The 16,060-nt window shown below is 60.9% G+C and carries 12 protein-coding genes; 8 read left to right on the top strand and 4 right to left on the bottom strand.

Going from position 1 to position 16,060, the window contains the following annotated elements; genetic code table 11:
• Positions 1 to 244 precede the first annotated feature (244 nt).
• The 3 genes from uvrA to AC1DIJ_RS17775 are packed head-to-tail and all read left to right on the top strand — an operon-like array spanning position 245 to position 4,451.
• The gene (gene uvrA, locus AC1DIJ_RS17765) at positions 245 to 3,169 is read left to right on the top strand and encodes an excinuclease ABC subunit UvrA (RefSeq protein WP_112387402.1); all 2,925 of its coding nucleotides are present in this window, start codon (positions 245 to 247) and stop codon (positions 3,167 to 3,169) included.
• Between the two features lies 1 nt (position 3,170).
• Positions 3,171 to 3,623, top strand: coding sequence for a GNAT family N-acetyltransferase (locus AC1DIJ_RS17770; RefSeq protein ID WP_477831496.1), 453 nt, complete (start codon positions 3,171 to 3,173; stop codon positions 3,621 to 3,623).
• Positions 3,624 to 3,644: 21 nt separating this feature from the next.
• Complete coding sequence (locus AC1DIJ_RS17775) at positions 3,645 to 4,451, top strand: DUF72 domain-containing protein (RefSeq protein ID WP_112387404.1); 807 nt, start codon at positions 3,645 to 3,647, stop codon at positions 4,449 to 4,451.
• On the opposite strand, the gene AC1DIJ_RS17780 is transcribed toward AC1DIJ_RS17775, so the two are convergent.
• A complete protein-coding gene (locus AC1DIJ_RS17780; protein WP_112387405.1) occupies positions 4,452 to 5,927 on the bottom strand; it encodes an NAD(P)H-hydrate dehydratase in 1,476 nt (491 codons plus the stop codon). It lies immediately after the preceding gene.
• 342 nt (positions 5,928 to 6,269) lie between these two features.
• On the opposite strand from AC1DIJ_RS17780, the gene AC1DIJ_RS17785 reads away from it, so the two are divergent.
• The 3 genes from AC1DIJ_RS17785 (at position 6,270) to hspQ (ending at position 8,558) form a co-directional block, all read left to right on the top strand.
• Positions 6,270 to 6,608 carry a P-II family nitrogen regulator gene (locus AC1DIJ_RS17785; protein ID WP_003539626.1) on the top strand — a complete coding sequence of 113 codons (339 nt, stop codon included), beginning with the start codon at positions 6,270 to 6,272 and terminating at the stop codon, positions 6,606 to 6,608.
• Between the two features lie 60 nt (positions 6,609 to 6,668).
• Positions 6,669 to 8,078, top strand: a complete 1,410-nt coding sequence (gene glnA / locus AC1DIJ_RS17790) for a type I glutamate--ammonia ligase (RefSeq protein WP_112387406.1) — start codon at positions 6,669 to 6,671, stop codon at positions 8,076 to 8,078.
• Positions 8,079 to 8,228: 150 nt separating this feature from the next.
• Positions 8,229 to 8,558, top strand: a complete 330-nt coding sequence (gene hspQ / locus AC1DIJ_RS17795) for a heat shock protein HspQ (RefSeq protein ID WP_112387407.1) — start codon at positions 8,229 to 8,231, stop codon at positions 8,556 to 8,558.
• 112 nt (positions 8,559 to 8,670) lie between these two features.
• On the opposite strand, the gene AC1DIJ_RS17800 is transcribed toward hspQ, so the two are convergent.
• Positions 8,671 to 9,324: an invasion associated locus B family protein gene (locus AC1DIJ_RS17800; protein ID WP_112387408.1), complete on the bottom strand. Its 654-nt coding sequence runs from the start codon at positions 9,322 to 9,324 to the stop codon at positions 8,671 to 8,673.
• 268 nt (positions 9,325 to 9,592) lie between these two features.
• Between AC1DIJ_RS17800 and AC1DIJ_RS17805 the strand changes: the two genes are divergently transcribed.
• Entirely contained in the window at positions 9,593 to 11,395 is a 1,803-nt protein-coding gene (locus AC1DIJ_RS17805) for an extracellular solute-binding protein (protein WP_112387409.1), read from the top strand.
• Positions 11,396 to 11,480: 85 nt separating this feature from the next.
• Positions 11,481 to 12,152 (top strand): DsbA family oxidoreductase, encoded by a 672-nt coding sequence (locus AC1DIJ_RS17810; protein ID WP_112387410.1) that lies wholly within the window; start codon positions 11,481 to 11,483, stop codon positions 12,150 to 12,152.
• 6 nt (positions 12,153 to 12,158) lie between these two features.
• On the opposite strand, the gene mfd is transcribed toward AC1DIJ_RS17810, so the two are convergent.
• Both mfd and AC1DIJ_RS17820 read right to left on the bottom strand, forming a co-directional pair.
• Positions 12,159 to 15,665, bottom strand: a complete 3,507-nt coding sequence (mfd, locus tag AC1DIJ_RS17815) for a transcription-repair coupling factor (protein WP_112387411.1) — start codon at positions 15,663 to 15,665, stop codon at positions 12,159 to 12,161.
• Positions 15,662 to 15,979: an FAD assembly factor SdhE gene (locus tag AC1DIJ_RS17820; protein WP_112387412.1), complete on the bottom strand. Its 318-nt coding sequence runs from the start codon at positions 15,977 to 15,979 to the stop codon at positions 15,662 to 15,664. Before AC1DIJ_RS17820 ends, mfd begins: the two co-directional genes overlap by 4 nt.
• Positions 15,980 to 16,060 lie beyond the last annotated feature (81 nt).

Genomic DNA, 16,060 nt, shown 5'->3' on the forward strand with positions numbered 1-16,060 from the left:
CCTTACCTGCCACCCTGCCCGGTGGCGCTAGAAACAATGGATGTACCTTAAACTATAGAGCCCTCGGGAGGGGCGTCCATGGCGGCGTCATCCACAAGGAATTTTGTTCTTTATTTGTTCTATTAAATGACTATGATCCTGTCAACAGAATCGAAAACCTTCTCCTAGCCCGGATTTCAGCCTCGACTCGCCCGCGAGCATCACTAAATAAGGGGCTTCATCAGAGAGACCAAAGCAGAAGACGATGAGCGAACTGAAGACGATTTCCATCCGTGGCGCGCGCGAGCACAATCTGAAGGGCATCGACCTGGATCTGCCGCGCAACAAGCTTATCGTGATGACGGGGCTATCCGGATCCGGCAAGTCCTCGCTGGCATTCGATACGATCTATGCCGAAGGGCAGCGGCGCTATGTCGAAAGTCTTTCGGCCTATGCGCGCCAGTTCCTCGAGATGATGCAGAAGCCCGATGTCGACCAGATCGACGGGCTATCGCCGGCCATTTCGATCGAACAGAAAACAACATCACGCAACCCGCGCTCGACCGTCGGCACGGTCACCGAGATCTACGACTATATGCGCCTGCTGTTTGCGCGCGTCGGCGTTCCCTATTCGCCGGCCACCGGCCTGCCGATCGAGAGCCAGACGGTCAGCCAGATGGTCGACCGGGTTCTCGCCTTCGAAGAGGGTACCCGTCTTTATATTCTGGCGCCGCTCGTGCGCGGCCGTAAGGGCGAGTACAAGAAGGAACTCGCCGAGCTCATGAAAAAGGGCTTCCAGCGCGTCAAGGTCGATGGCCAATTCTACGAGATCGCCGATGTTCCGGCGCTGGACAAGAAATACAAGCATGACATCGATGTCGTCGTCGACCGTATTGTCGTGCGCGCCGACATGTCCTCGCGTCTGGCGGACAGCCTGGAAACCTCGCTGAAGCTCGCCGATGGTCTGGCTGTCGCCGAATTTGCCGACAAGCCGCTGCCGCCGGAGGAGACCTCGGCGGGCGGTTCGGCCAACAAGTCGCTGAATGAGACGCATGAGCGCGTGCTGTTTTCGGAAAAATTCGCCTGCCCTGTCTCGGGCTTCACCATTCCAGAGATCGAGCCGCGGCTGTTCTCTTTCAACAACCCGGCCGGCGCCTGCCCGACCTGCGACGGCCTCGGCGCGCAGCAGAAGATCGACGCCAACCTGATCATCCCGGAACCGGAGCGGACGCTGCGCGACGGCGCCATCGCGCCTTGGGCCAAGTCGTCCTCGCCCTATTACAATCAGACGCTGGAAGCGCTCGGCAAACATTTCGGCTTCAAGCTCGCCAGCCGCTGGAACGATCTTTCCGCCAAGGCGCAGGATGTGATCCTGAACGGCACCGAGGAGAAGATCGAGTTCCGCTATGCCGACGGTGCGCGTTCCTACACGACGCACAAGACCTTCGAAGGCATCATCACCAATCTCGAACGCCGCTGGAAGGAAACGGATTCCGCCTGGGCGCGCGAGGAGATCGAGCGCTTCATGTCGGCAGCACCCTGCCCTTCCTGCGCCGGCTTCCGCCTGAAGCCGGAAGCGCTGGCGGTGAAGATCGACAAGCTGCATATCGGCGAAGTGACGCAGATGTCGATCCGGGTCGCCCGCGACTGGTTCGAAGTGCTGCCATCACATTTCTCGGCCAAGCAGAACGAGATCGCCGTCCGCATCCTCAAGGAAATCCGCGACCGCCTGCGCTTCCTGAACGATGTCGGCCTCGAATATCTCAGCCTGTCGCGCAATTCAGGCACGCTATCCGGCGGCGAGAGCCAGCGCATCCGTCTGGCGTCGCAGATCGGCTCAGGGCTGACGGGCGTGCTTTACGTGCTCGACGAACCGTCTATCGGCCTGCACCAGCGCGACAACGCGCGCCTGCTTGATACGCTGAAGCACCTGCGCGACATCGGCAATACCGTGATCGTCGTCGAGCATGACGAGGATGCGATCCTGACGGCTGACGACGTCGTCGATATCGGCCCGGCGGCCGGCATTCACGGCGGCCAGGTCATTGCCCATGGCACCCCGCAGGACATCATGGCCAACCCGAAGTCGCTTACCGGCAAGTATCTGTCCGGCGAACTCGGCGTGCCGATACCGGATGAACGGCGCAAGCCGAAGAAGGGCAAGGAGATCAAGGTCGTCGGCGCCCGCGGCAATAATTTGAAGAACGTCACCGCCTCTATTCCGCTGGGTGTCTTCACCGCCGTCAGCGGCGTCTCCGGCGGCGGCAAATCGACCTTTCTGATCGAGACGCTCTACAAGTCGGCGGCGCGCCGCGTCATGGGCGCGCGCGAGATTCCGGCCGATCACGACCGGATCGACGGCTTCGAGCATATCGACAAGGTGATCGATATCGATCAGTCGCCGATCGGCCGCACGCCGCGTTCGAACCCGGCGACCTATACAGGCGCCTTCACGCCGATCCGCGACTGGTTTGCCGGTCTGCCGGAGGCAAAGGCGCGCGGCTATCAGCCAGGCCGCTTCTCGTTCAACGTCAAGGGCGGCCGCTGCGAGGCCTGCCAGGGCGACGGCGTCATCAAGATCGAGATGCACTTCCTGCCCGACGTCTACGTCACCTGCGACGTCTGCCACGGCAAGCGCTATAACCGCGAAACGCTCGACGTCACCTTCAAGACCAAGTCGATCTCCGATGTTCTCGACATGACGGTCGAGGAAGGCGTCGAATTCTTCGCTGCCGTTCCGGCGGTGCGCGACAAGCTGCAGTCGCTGTTCGATGTCGGTCTCGGCTATATCAAGGTCGGCCAGCAGGCGAATACGCTGTCGGGCGGCGAGGCGCAGCGCGTCAAGCTCGCCAAGGAACTGTCGAAGCGCTCAACGGGGCGCACGCTCTACATTCTCGACGAACCGACCACCGGCCTGCATTTCCACGATGTCGCCAAGCTGCTGGAAATGCTCCACGAGCTGGTCAACCAGGGCAACTCGGTCGTCGTCATCGAGCACAATCTCGAAGTCATCAAGACCGCCGACTGGGTACTCGATTTCGGCCCCGAAGGCGGCGATGGTGGGGGTGAGATCGTTGCGACGGGCACGCCGGAAACAATCGTCAAGGAAAAGCGGTCCTATACCGGGCAGTTCCTGAAGGAGCTGCTGGAGCGGCGGCCGGTGAAAAGAACGGTCGCGGCGGCGGAGTGAGATGCTGAGGCAGGCAGGCGCGAACGATCTGGAGACTGTTCGCCGCCTGACGGCTGCGGCTTACGGCCCCTATGTCGAGGCGTTTGGCGGTGAGCCGCTGCCGATGCGCGAAGACTATCGGCCGCGGATCGCCAATGGCGAAGTCTGGCTTMTCGATATGAAGGATGAGCCGGTTGGGCTTGCTGTACTGGAGCGGCATGCGGATCATGCGATGCTTTTCAGTATCGTCGTTTCGCCTGACCACCATAGCCGCGGTATCGGAAGGACGATCCTCCGTCGGGTCGAAGACAAGACGCGCGAATGGAGATTGCCGGAGCTGCGGCTCTACACCAATGCGCGGATGGAGCGGAACATTGCGATCTATGCAGCGTCCGGCTTTCAGGAAACGGGTCGACGGCCCAATCCCTACCGGCCAGGATGGGTGATCGTCGATATGGCAAAGCAAATCGCCTGAACGGGCAAAGGGAGGAAGAGAATGAGCACATCCGGCACTATCCGCGTCGGCATCGGCGGCTGGACATTCGAGCCCTGGCGCAACCACTTCTTTCCCGGCGACCTGAAACAGAAGGACGAGCTCAATTATGCCAGCCGCCAGCTGAAGGTCATCGAGGTCAACGGCACCTATTACAGCTCGCAGAAGCCCGAGACCTTCGCCAAATGGGGTGCCGATGTTCCCGATGGTTTCATCTTCTCGCTGAAGGCCAGCCGTTTCGTCACCAACCGCAAGGTTTTGGGCGAGGCCGGCGAATCCATGCAGCGGTTCCTGACACAGGGGCTGACGGAGCTCGGCGACCGGCTCGGGCCGATCCTCTGGCAGTTCGCGCCGATCAAGAAATTCGAGCCGGACGATTTCGAAGCCTTTCTCAAGCTTTTGCCGGACAAACAGGACGGGCTGCCGCTCCGGCACGTGGTCGAAGTTCGCCACGACAGTTTCAAGGTGCCTGACTTCGTGGCGCTGCTGGCCAAATACGGCGTCGCGCCCGTTGTCGCCGAGCATTTCGACTATCCCATGATCGCCGATGTCACAGCCGACTTCGTCTATGCGCGGCTGCAGAAGGGATCGGACGAGATCAGGACCTGCTATCCGCCAAAGAACCTGAAGGCCTGGGCGGTCAGGCTGGAGACCTGGGCGGCGGGCAAGGTTCCGAATGATCTTCCGTTGATTGACGCGGATCGTCAGGTCAAGGTGGAGCCGCGCGACGTGTTCGCCTTCATGATCCACGAGGGCAAGGTCAACGCTCCCTTCGGTGCCATCGCCCTGCAGGAAGAAGTCGGCAAATAATCAGTACGGCAGGACGTGGGCGGCGAGATCTTCCGCCGTCAGCCCCTTGCCTGCCCGCTGTCCGGCCATGCCGTGCAGATAGACCCCGGCCGCTGCCGCCTCGAAGGCGGGCAGCCCCTGCGTCAGCAAGGCGCCGATGATGCCGGCCAGCACATCGCCGGAGCCTGCCGTCGCCAGCCAGACAGGCGCATTGGTATTGATCAGCGCGCGGCCATCTGGCGCGGCAATCACCGTGTCGGCTCCCTTGAAGACGATGGCCGCATTGGCACGTTTCGCGGCCATCTGCGCCTTGCCGACCTTGCCGATCTCGGTATTGGTGGCGATATCGGGAAACAACCGGGCGAATTCGCCATCATGCGGCGTCAGCACCAGACGCGCCTCGCCACCGGCGAACAGGTCGAACAGCCGCTTCGGCTCCTGGCGAAACGAGGTGATGCCATCGGCGTCGAGAACCAGATGGCGGTCGCTGAGTGCGGCGGCATAGTCCCTCGCCTGCTCGCCGATGCCGAAACCCGGGCCCAGCACGAAGGTCTGCAGGCGATCGTCCTCCAGCCATGCCTCGAGCGCAGCAATGCCGTCGACTTCACGCAGCATGACGGCAGTCAGATGGGCGCTGTTCTCGGGCAATGCATCCGGAGGTGCTGCGATCGTCACCAGACCTGCGCCTGCCTTGAGGCCCGATATAGCCGACATCCGGGCCGCTCCAGTCTTGCCTGACGTTCCGGAGAAGACGACGAGGTGGCCGCGTTTGTATTTGTGCGTTTCCATCTTCGACGACGGCATCAGATGCGCCCAGCGCGCCGGTGTGTTCTCGGCGATGCCCAACACCGCCTGTGCCCGGACGATGCGGCCGGGAATGCCGATATCGGCGACCTCAAGCGTGCCGCCGAAATCCCTGCCCGGCATCAGCAGATGGCCGGGCTTGCGGGTCATGAAGGTGATGGTGTGCGATGCGGCGAATGCTGTGCCCAAAACCTCACCGGTGGCGCCATGGATGCCGGATGGCAGATCGACGGCGATGACCGGCAGGCCTGCCTTGCGGATGGCCGTCATGGCATAGGCCGCCTCGGGCGGCACGTCGCGGCTCAGCCCCGCGCCGAACAAGGCATCGATGACGGTATCACCGGGCCGCGGCTCATAGGATGCCAGCGGTTCGCTGGCCACTGTGCATTCCGACCGGGCGCGCAAGGCGTCGCCCTGGAGCTTATCGGGATCGCCGAGATGAAACACCGAAACGCCGGCGCCGCTTTCGGCCAGAAACCGCGCTGCGACGTAGCCGTCGCCGCCGTTATTGCCGGGGCCGCAGAGCACGGCAAAGCGAAGTGTGCCGGGATAAAGCCGCATCGCTGCGGCAGCGACAGCGCCGCCTGCATTGGTCATCAAACCAAAGCTGTCGATACCGGTCTCTGCTGCAGCGGCATCGACTGCCGCCATTTCCTTAGGAGTAAGAAGCAATTCGTTCAATCGATCGGTCATGGCGCCATTGAAGTCAAAAAGCGCCTAAAAAACAACCGCTTTCGCTCAATCTATATTCGCATATATTTTGTGCTTTTGCCTATTTTATAATCTCCAGCCTGCATCGCAAAGCAAACCGCAGACTTGCAAGATTTCTCAATTTTGAGCGCATTTTCGATTTTTTGGATAAAAACCGTCATATTTTTCTAAAAAATCGCCCACAGATGCAGGCAATCGCATCGATTTGGGTGCATTTGCGGGATTTTTTCGGTCTGGCCGGTTGCGAACTGGCATGATACCTGCATCATGTTTGGCGAGCGGCATACGCACGCTTTAACGGGAGAAGCGGAGAGTCATTTTCTCATGAAAAAGATCGAAGCGATCATTAAGCCTTTCAAGCTCGACGAAGTGAAGGAAGCCCTTCAGGAAGTCGGCCTGCAGGGCATTACGGTTACGGAAGCCAAGGGCTTCGGTCGCCAGAAGGGCCACACGGAGCTTTACCGTGGCGCCGAATACGTCGTCGATTTCCTGCCGAAGGTGAAGGTCGAAGTTGTCCTCGCCGACGAGAATGCAGAAGCGGTAATCGACGCCATCCGCAAGGCCGCACAGACCGGCCGCATCGGCGACGGCAAGATTTTCGTTTCGAATGTCGAGGAAGTCATCCGCATTCGTACTGGCGAAACCGGTATCGACGCTATCTAAGCAAGCCTTGCCCCCAAGAGGCAAAGCCAGATCGTCATAGCAAATCAAAGGGAGTGTTTCATGGCGAGTGCAGCCGAAATTCTGAAGCAGATCAAGGAAAACGACGTCAAGTTCGTCGATCTGCGCTTTACCGACCCCAAGGGCAAACTGCAGCACGTCACGATGGACGTCGTCTGCGTGGACGAAGACATGTTCGCCGATGGTGTCATGTTCGACGGTTCCTCGATCGGCGGCTGGAAGGCCATCAACGAGTCCGACATGGTGCTGATGCCGGATACCGACACCGTGCACATGGACCCGTTCTTCGCGCAGTCGACGATGGTGATCATCTGCGACATTCTCGACCCGGTTTCGGGCGAAGCCTATAACCGCGACCCGCGCGGCACCGCCAAGAAGGCCGAAGCCTATCTGAAAGCATCGGGTATCGGCGACACCGTATTCGTCGGTCCGGAAGCCGAATTCTTCGTCTTCGACGACGTCAAGTACAAGGCCGACCCCTACAATACCGGCTTCAAGCTGGACTCGAACGAACTGCCGTCGAACGACGACACCGAATATGAGACCGGCAACCTCGGCCACCGTCCGCGCGTCAAGGGCGGTTACTTCCCGGTTCCGCCGATCGACAGCGCCCAGGACATGCGTTCCGAGATGCTGACGGTTCTCAGCGAAATGGGCGTCGTCGTCGAAAAGCACCACCACGAAGTGGCGGCCGCTCAGCATGAGCTCGGCATCAAGTTCGACACGCTGGTGCGCAACGCCGACAAGATGCAGATCTACAAGTACGTCGTCCATCAGGTCGCCAACGCCTATGGCAAGACAGCAACCTTCATGCCGAAGCCGATCTTCGGCGACAACGGCTCGGGCATGCACGTGCATCTGTCGATCTGGAAGGGCGGCAAGCCGAGCTTTGCAGGCGACGAATATGCAGGTCTTTCCGAAGCCTGCCTCTATTTCATCGGCGGCATCATCAAGCATGCCAAGGCACTGAACGCCTTCACCAACCCGTCGACGAACTCCTACAAGCGTCTCGTCCCGGGCTATGAAGCCCCGGTTCTGCTTGCCTATTCGGCCCGCAACCGTTCCGCCTCGTGCCGCATTCCGTTCGGCAGCAACCCGAAGGCCAAGCGCGTTGAAGTCCGCTTCCCGGATCCGATGGCGAACCCGTACCTTGCCTTCGCTGCCATGCTGATGGCCGGCCTCGACGGTATCAAGAACAAGATCCATCCGGGCAAGGCCATGGACAAGGATCTCTACGATCTGCCGCCGAAGGAGCTGAAGAAGATCCCGACCGTCTGCGGTTCGCTGCGCGAAGCGCTCGAGAGCCTCGACAAGGACCGCAAGTTCCTGACCGCCGGCGGCGTGTTCGACGACGACCAGATCGACTCGTTCATCGAGCTGAAGATGGCCGAAGTGATGCGCTTCGAAATGACGCCGCATCCTGTCGAATTCGACATGTACTATTCGGCATAAGCAAATACCGGAAAGCCCTGGCGAAAGCCGGGGCTTTTCAAGATGTCACTGAGGCTGATGGCGACATGACACTCATGTGACGAAATCCTGCACAAATCTTGATTTGAGCAGGCCCAATCACCAAATCTGGTGATGAAAGGAAGTCGTACCATGAAAGAAAGAGTTGCAAAGTTCGGTATCGGTGAAGTGGTCCGGCATAAGGTATTTCCGTTTCGCGGAGTGATTTTCGACGTCGATCCGGAATTTGCGAATACGGAGGAATGGTGGAATTCCATTCCGGCCGAAGTTCGGCCCAGCAAGGACCAGCCGTTCTACCACCTGCTCGCCGAAAACGACGAGAACGAATATGTCGCCTACGTCTCGGAGCAGAACCTGGAAAATGACGAGAGCGGCCTGCCACTCCGTAACGAGCAGGTCTACCAGATCTTCGACATGGCGCCGACAGGCCAGTTCAAGCCCAAGATGAGCCTGGCCAACTAAGCGCATCGGATCCAAGCCTAACAAACCCCGCTCCGGCGGGGTTTTTCTTTGCCGACGGCAATAAAAAAACCCGGCGCAATGGCCGGGTTTTCTGAAACGGTATGCGAGACGCTTACTGAGCGGTCTTGGCAGCGTTCTGTGCGTCTTCCAGCTTCTTGCGGGCTTCTTCAGCCTTCTTCTGCATGCTGTCCTGCAGGCTCTTCTGGCTTTCGGCAAGCTTCGATTCGGAAACTGCTTCGCCATCGTAAGCGCCGGTGAAGCCTTCGAGCGAGATCTTGATCGGGTTCGGAGCGCGGCGGAAGTTGATCGAGGTGAAGATCACGTCGCTGCCCTTCTTGAGGCTGGCGATCATCGCGTCGGTCAGCGGCAGTTCAGCCGTGCACTTGTCGGGCAGGCAGACGGCGTAGTCGAGCTTCTGGCCCTTGTTGTTGTCGATCTGCATCATGATGCCGGGCGGGATCAGGCGGGCGGTCGGAACCGAGACCTGAAGAATCTTGCGGTTGACCTTGCCAGAAACGCTGATGAGGCCGACTGCGGTGACGAGCTGGCCGCCATTGGCGAGGATCAGGTTCTGGACGACGCAGATGTCGTTGTCTTCCTGCTTGCTGCAGGTCTTGTACCAGCCGAGACGCGGTGCGCCGGCGGCCTGCTGAGGGGCGCTCGCTGCATCCTGTGCGAAAGAAGCAACCGGTGCCGAAGCGGCGCCGAAAGCAACGGCCAGAACGGACAGAGCTGCCCGCATTTTCTTTTCAGACTTGAACATCATAGCGGATTCCGTCTCCTGATACCCATTCGGGACCGCGATTTGCAGCCCTCTCCAACCGGGTCATTCGGCATTCCACCTCTTAAAACAATAAGGCAAATGCATGACCCCGAAACTCGGGAACACCTGTTACATTGAGGCGCTCCAGATATCCAGTATTTCTTTGGCAATTTCTGGATGCTCGGAAAGATTTGAGGGTGAGAATGTTCGATTTTGCGCGCTCCATGATAGTCTTCGCGCGAATCGAGCCATTGCCGGAAAGGAACGAAAGATGCTCCGGATCGCCCTGCCCGCCATCTTTGCGCTCTTTTGCAGTGCCGCCATTGCCGAGCCGCTGCACGGCATCGCCATGCATGGGCAGCCGGCCCTGCCGCCGGACTACAAGAGCTTCTCCTACGTCAATCCGGATGCCAAGAAGGGCGGCCATATCACCTATGGCGTGGTCGGTACCTTCGACAATCTCAATCCCTTCATCCTGAAGAGCATGCGGACCACGGCGCGCGGCATGTGGGATCCCGATTACGGCAACCTTATCTACGAATCGCTGCTGCAGCGCTCGCGCGACGAGCCCTTCACGCTCTACGGCCTCTTGGCCGAAACCGTCGAATGGGACGACAACCGGACCTTCATCCAGTTCAACCTCAATCCCAAGGCCAAATGGGCCGATGGGCAGCCCGTCACCGCCGACGACGTGATGTTCACCTTCGAGCTGCTGCGCGACAAGGGACGCGTGCCGTTCTCGACACGGCTCAATCTCGTGTCGAAAATGGAGAAGATCGGCGATCGCAGCGTGCGCTTCACCTTCAACGACAAGGCCGACCGCGAGACGCCGATGGTGTTCGGGCTGATGCCTGTTCTGCCCAAGCACCTGGTCGACCCTGAGACCTTCGACCGCACGTCGCTGACGGCGCTGGTTGGTTCAGGGCCCTACAAGATCAAGACGGTGAAGCCCGGCGAAAGCATCACCTACGAGCGCGATCCGAACTATTGGGGCAAGGACATCCCCTCCAAGGTCGGGATGGACAATTACGACCGGATCACCGTGCAGTATTTCCTGCAGGACACGACGCTGTTCGAGGCCTTCAAGAAGGGCGATGTCGACGTCTATCCGGACGGAAGTCCCGGTCATTGGGCGACCGCCTATAATTTCCCGGCTGTCAGCTCCGGCGCCGTCATCAAGGATACGTTCGAGCCACAGCTGCCGAGCGGCATGTTCGGCTTCGTCTTCAACACCCGCCGGCCGATGTTCCAAAATCTCAAGCTGCGCGAAGGCCTTTCGCTGATCTTCGATTTCGAATGGGCGAACAAGAACCTGTTTTCCGGCGCCTACAAGCGCACGGAAAGTTTCTGGCAGAATTCCGCGCTCTCGAGCGTCGGTGTCCCGGCCGACGAGCGCGAACTGGCGATGCTCGGGCCGCTCAAGGACAAGATCGATCCTGAAATCCTCAATGGTACCTACAAGCTGCCTGTCACCGATGGCTCGGGCCGCGACCGCAAGGTGCTGAAGCAGGCCGTCGACGTGCTGAAGGAAGCCGGATATTCGATCAAGAACGGCAAGATGACCGATAACAAGGGCAAGCCGCTCTCCTTCGAGATCATGACCCAGAACGCCGACCAGGAGAAACTGGCGATCGCCTATCAGCGCTCGCTGCAGACGCTGGGAATCACGGTCTCCATCCGCACCGTCGACGATTCGCAATATCAGAGCCGGACCAACAGCTTCGACTACGACGTCATCGTCAAATCCTACGTCTCGTCGCTGTCTCCGGGCAATGAGCAGCTTTCCTATTGGGCCTCGGCCAGCCGCGACCGCGAAGGCAGCTCGAACTTCGCCGGTGTCGCCGATCCCGATGTCGATACCGCGATCAAGCACCTGCTGGCGGCGCGTTCCGACGAGGATTTCACCGCCGCCGTCCGCTCACACGATCGTCTGCTGCTGTCCGGCCACTACGTGCTGCCGCTCTATCACATCGACCAGCAGTGGATCGCCCGCAGCAAGCGCATCGGCCATCCCGACAAGGTGCCGCTCTATGGCTATCAGCTGCCGGCTTGGTGGGACCAAAGCGCCCAATAGGCGGTTCCTTTTTCCTGCCTGGTTGAAGTCGGCGGCCTGAACGCATAGATGGCGTGAAGCACCCGAGCCAGAAAAGGAAAGCACCATGGAACGCATCACCATCGACGTCATCTCGGATGTCGTCTGCCCCTGGTGCTATCTCGGCAAGGCGCGGCTGGAGCTGGCGATTGCCGAGGTGCAGGACGAAGTCGGCGTCGACATCAACTGGCGCCCCTACCGGCTGAACCCCGATTATCCGCCCGAAGGCGTCGATCAGAAGAAGAGCCTGGAAGAAAAGCTCGGCGGCGCCGAGCGCGTGGCGCAGGCCCATCAGATGCTCACCGGTCTCGGCAAGGACGTCGGGATCAATTTCGATTTCGAAGCAATCAAGATCGGGCCGAACACGCTCGACGCGCATCGCCTGATCCATTGGGCGATGATCGAGGACCGCGACAAAGCTGACCGCGTCGTCAACGCTCTGTTCAAGGCGAATTTCGAGGAAGGCCGCAATGTCGGCGACCATGCCGTGTTGCTCGATATCGCCGAGAAAGCCGGTCTCGACCGCGCCGTCACCGCCTCGCTGCTGGCTTCCGACGCCGACAAGGATCTCGTCATCGGCGAGATCGAGGCGGCGCAAAAGATGGGCGTCAACGGCGTGCCGTTCTTCATCTTCGACCAGCAATATGCCGTCAGCGGCGCACAGACGCCCGACGTGATCGCCGGAGCGCTGCGCGATATCGCCAAGGCAAAGGCCGAAGCCCGCGCCGGGATGAATTGATCCCGGCTATGCCTTCGCCAATTCCGCGAGTTGCGTCATGATGACGGCTGCGCCCTGCAGCCGTTTTTCCGGCGTCGGCAGATCGCGGGTCAGGAACAGGCTGTGGTCCGGGCGGATCTTCGCCATCGAGCCCTGCTTGGCGATATAGCCGACCAGGTTTGCCGGGTTCGGGAATTCCTTGTTGCGGAACTGGACGACGATGCCCTTCGGGCCGGCATCCAGCTTTTCGACATTGGCGATACGGCAGAGCGACTTCACATAGACGATCTTGAGAAGATGCTGGACCTCGATCGGCATCGGGCCGAAGCGGTCGATCATCTCGGCGCCGAAGCCGTCGATTTCCTTGAGTTCGGTGATTTCACCGAGACGGCGGTACAGCGCCATGCGCAGATGCAGATCGGGAACATAGTTGTCCGGGATCATCACAGGCGTGCCGACGGAAATCTGGGGTGACCAGCCGGTATCGGCGATCTCGTCGACGCCCTTCACTTCGGCAACCGCTTCCTCGAGCATCTGCTGATAGAGCTCGAAGCCGACTTCCTTGATATGGCCAGACTGTTCCTCGCCGAGCAGGTTGCCCGCGCCGCGGATATCGAGGTCGTGGCTGGCGAGCTGGAAACCGGCGCCCAGCGTATCCAGCGACTGCAGCACCTTCAGACGGCGTTCGGCGGTCGCCGTCAGCACTTTGTTGACCGGCAGCGTGAAGAGCGCGAAGGCGCGCACCTTCGAACGGCCGACGCGGCCGCGCAGCTGGTAGAGCTGCGCGAGACCGAACATGTCGGCGCGGTGGACGATCAGCGTATTGGCGGTCGGCACGTCGAGGCCCGACTCGACGATCGTCGTCGATAGCAGCACGTCGTAACGGCCTTCATAGAAGGCATTCATGATGTCTTCGAGCTCGCCGGCCGGCATCTGGCCGTGGGCGACGGCGACCTTCAGCTCCGGCACGTCGGATTGCAGGAAGGCGTGCACGTCTTCCAGATCGGCAAGACGCGGGCAGACATAGAAGCTCTGGCCGCCGCGATAATGCTCGCGCATCAGCGTTTCGCGGATCACTAGGCTGTCGAAGGGCGAGATGAAGGTGCGCACCGCCATGCGGTCGACCGGCGGCGTGGTGATCAGCGACAGCTCGCGCACACCGGTCATCGCCAGCTGCAGCGTGCGCGGGATCGGCGTTGCCGAAAGCGTCAGCACGTGGACGTCGCTCTTCAGCTCCTTCAGGCGTTCCTTGTGCTTGACGCCGAAGTGCTGTTCCTCGTCGATGATCAGCAGGCCGAGATTGGCGAAGTTGATACCGGCGCCGAGCAGCGCATGGGTGCCGACGACGATATCGGTCTTGCCGTCGGCGACTTCCTTCTTGGTCAGCGCCAGATCCTTGGAGCCAACGAGGCGCGATGCCTGCTGGACGCGGATCGGCAGGCCGCGGAAGCGCTCGGAGAATGTCTTGAAATGCTGGCGCGACAGCAGCGTCGTCGGCACGACGACCGCGACCTGGACGCCATTCATCGCCGCGACGAAGGCCGCGCGCAGCGCCACCTCGGTCTTGCCGAAGCCGACGTCGCCGCAAACGAGGCGATCCATCGGACGGCCGGCGGCGAGATCACCGCGTACGGCCTCGATGGCGGTATCCTGATCTTCCGTCTCGTCATAGGGGAAGCGGGCGGCGAACTCGTCGTAAAGGCCCTCGGGCGTCGTCAGCACCGGCGCGTGGCGCGTCAGGCGTTCGGCGGCGATGCGGATCAGCGCATCGGCCATATCGAGCAGGCGCTTCTTGAGCTTGGCCTTGCGCATCTGCCATGCGCCGCCGCCGAGCTTGTCGAGGCTGGCTTCGGTCCCTTCGCCGCCATAGCGCGACAGAAGATCGATGTTTTCGACCGGCAGGAAAAGCTTGGCCTCGTCGGCATACTGCAGCTCGAGGCAGGCATGCGGCGCGCCGGCTGCCTCGATGGTTCTGAGGCCGATGAACCGGCCGATACCGTGCTCGGCGTGGACGACGATCGAGCCTTCGTCGAGACCCGCGACTTCGGAGATGAAATCGGCGGCGCGCTTGCGGCGCTTTGAGCGGCGTACCATGCGGTCGCCGAGAATATCCTGTTCGCCGATAACGATCAGATCGCCGGTTTCGAAACCGGCCTCCAGGCTGAAGACGGCCGCTGCCGCCTCGCCCTTCCCAAGGCTGCCGATGTCCTTCAGCGCCTCGATCGGCTTGACGCGTTCAAGGCCGTGCTCGTTCAGCACCTGCAGGAGCCGCTCCAGCGAGCCTTCCGTCCAGGCAGTGATCAACACCTTGGCGCCGCCTGTGCGCTTGTCGGCGATATACTTGACGACGACGTCGAAGACATTGACGCGTTCGGCATTACCAGCGCCTTCAGCGTTCGAGCGCGCCCAGCGCTCGCCCTGGCGGGCGTCGATATTGACGACGCGGCGCGCTTCGCCCTCATGCTCGTTAAAGGGCGACATGCGGATGGCGTTGAAGGCATCCAGCGTTGTCGCAAAGGTCTTGCTGTCGAGATAGAGCTGGCCGGGGGTAACAGGCTTGTAGGGTGTCCCCTGCGACATCTGGCCCTTGGCTGGCTGGCCGGAACTGAGGCGGGCATCGTAATAGTCGAGGACCAGCTTGGAGCGCTCTTCGGCGGCTTCTCGAACCGTATGGTCGGTGACGAGCTGAAAGCCCTTCAGATAATCGAAGACCGTGTCGAGCTTCTCGTAGAAGAGCGGCAGCCAGTGTTCCATACCCGGATAGCGGCGCCCTTCGGAGACGGCCAGATAGAGCGCATCGTCGCGGGTCGCGGCACCAAAGGACGAAAGGTAATTCTTGCGGAAGCGGCTGATCGTATCCGGGGTCAGCGTCACTTCGCTCATCGGATTGAGATCGAGCGAGCGCACCTGCCCCGTCGTCCGCTGGCTGGCCGGATCGAAGCTGCGGATGCTCTCCAGCGTATCGCCGAAGAAATCGAGGCGAACCGGCTCTTCCGAGCCCGGCACGAAGACATCGAGAATGCCGCCGCGCACGGCGTACTCGCCGACTTCGCGCACTGTCGCGACACGATCGAAGCCGTTGCGCTCCAGGCGGCCGGCAATATCGTCCATGCGGACCTGATTGCCGGGACGGGCCGAAAACGCCAGGCTTTCAATCACATCCTGCGGCGCGACCTTCTGCAGCATCGCATTGACGGTGACGAGAACGATTGCCGCATGCGGCTTCTTCTGATGCGCGATCAGGCCGCTCAGCGCCGCCAGACGGCGGGCCGAGGTATCGGCGCTTGGCGAGACGCGGTCATACGGCAGACAGTCCCAGGCGGGCAGCGTCAGCACTGGGATATCGGGCGCAACGAAGCTCAGCATCTGTTCCAGATCGGCCATACGATGGCCGTCCGAAAGAACATAGGCGACCGGGCGGCCGGCGCGCGCCAGTTCGGCGAGCAGCATCGGCTCCATGCCTGCGGGCACGTTGCCGATCGTCAGCGGCTCGGCGGCGGCTGCGAGCTTCTTTGCGTCAAATCCTGAAATCATTCCGGTTTCCTGGAGGCGGTATCGGCGGGATATTCGAAGTCCGGCTTGAAGGCGGCGATGCGCTGGAACATCGGCGTCTGGAAACGCTCCGGTACCGGCCATGTTCCCATCACCCAGCGCACCAGATCGTTGTCTTCCTCGCCCATGATGGTCTCGAGCTCATCGAGTTCGGCGTCCGAGAGCGTGGCGATCTCGGCTTCGGCGAACTGGCCGAAGACCAGATCCATTTCGCGCAGCCCCCGGTGCCAGCAACGGAACAAGATCCGGCGGCGGCGCGGATCAAGCCCGGCGCTCGAGAGTGTCACACCTGTCATGGCAGTACCTTCCTGTTGATGCGCCTCTATAGCCCCTCGAAAGCGCGTTGTCAGCCTTGCCAAGGCCCTATTGTTCATCGC

This window comes from Rhizobium sp. 10N427 (assembly GCF_056394605.1).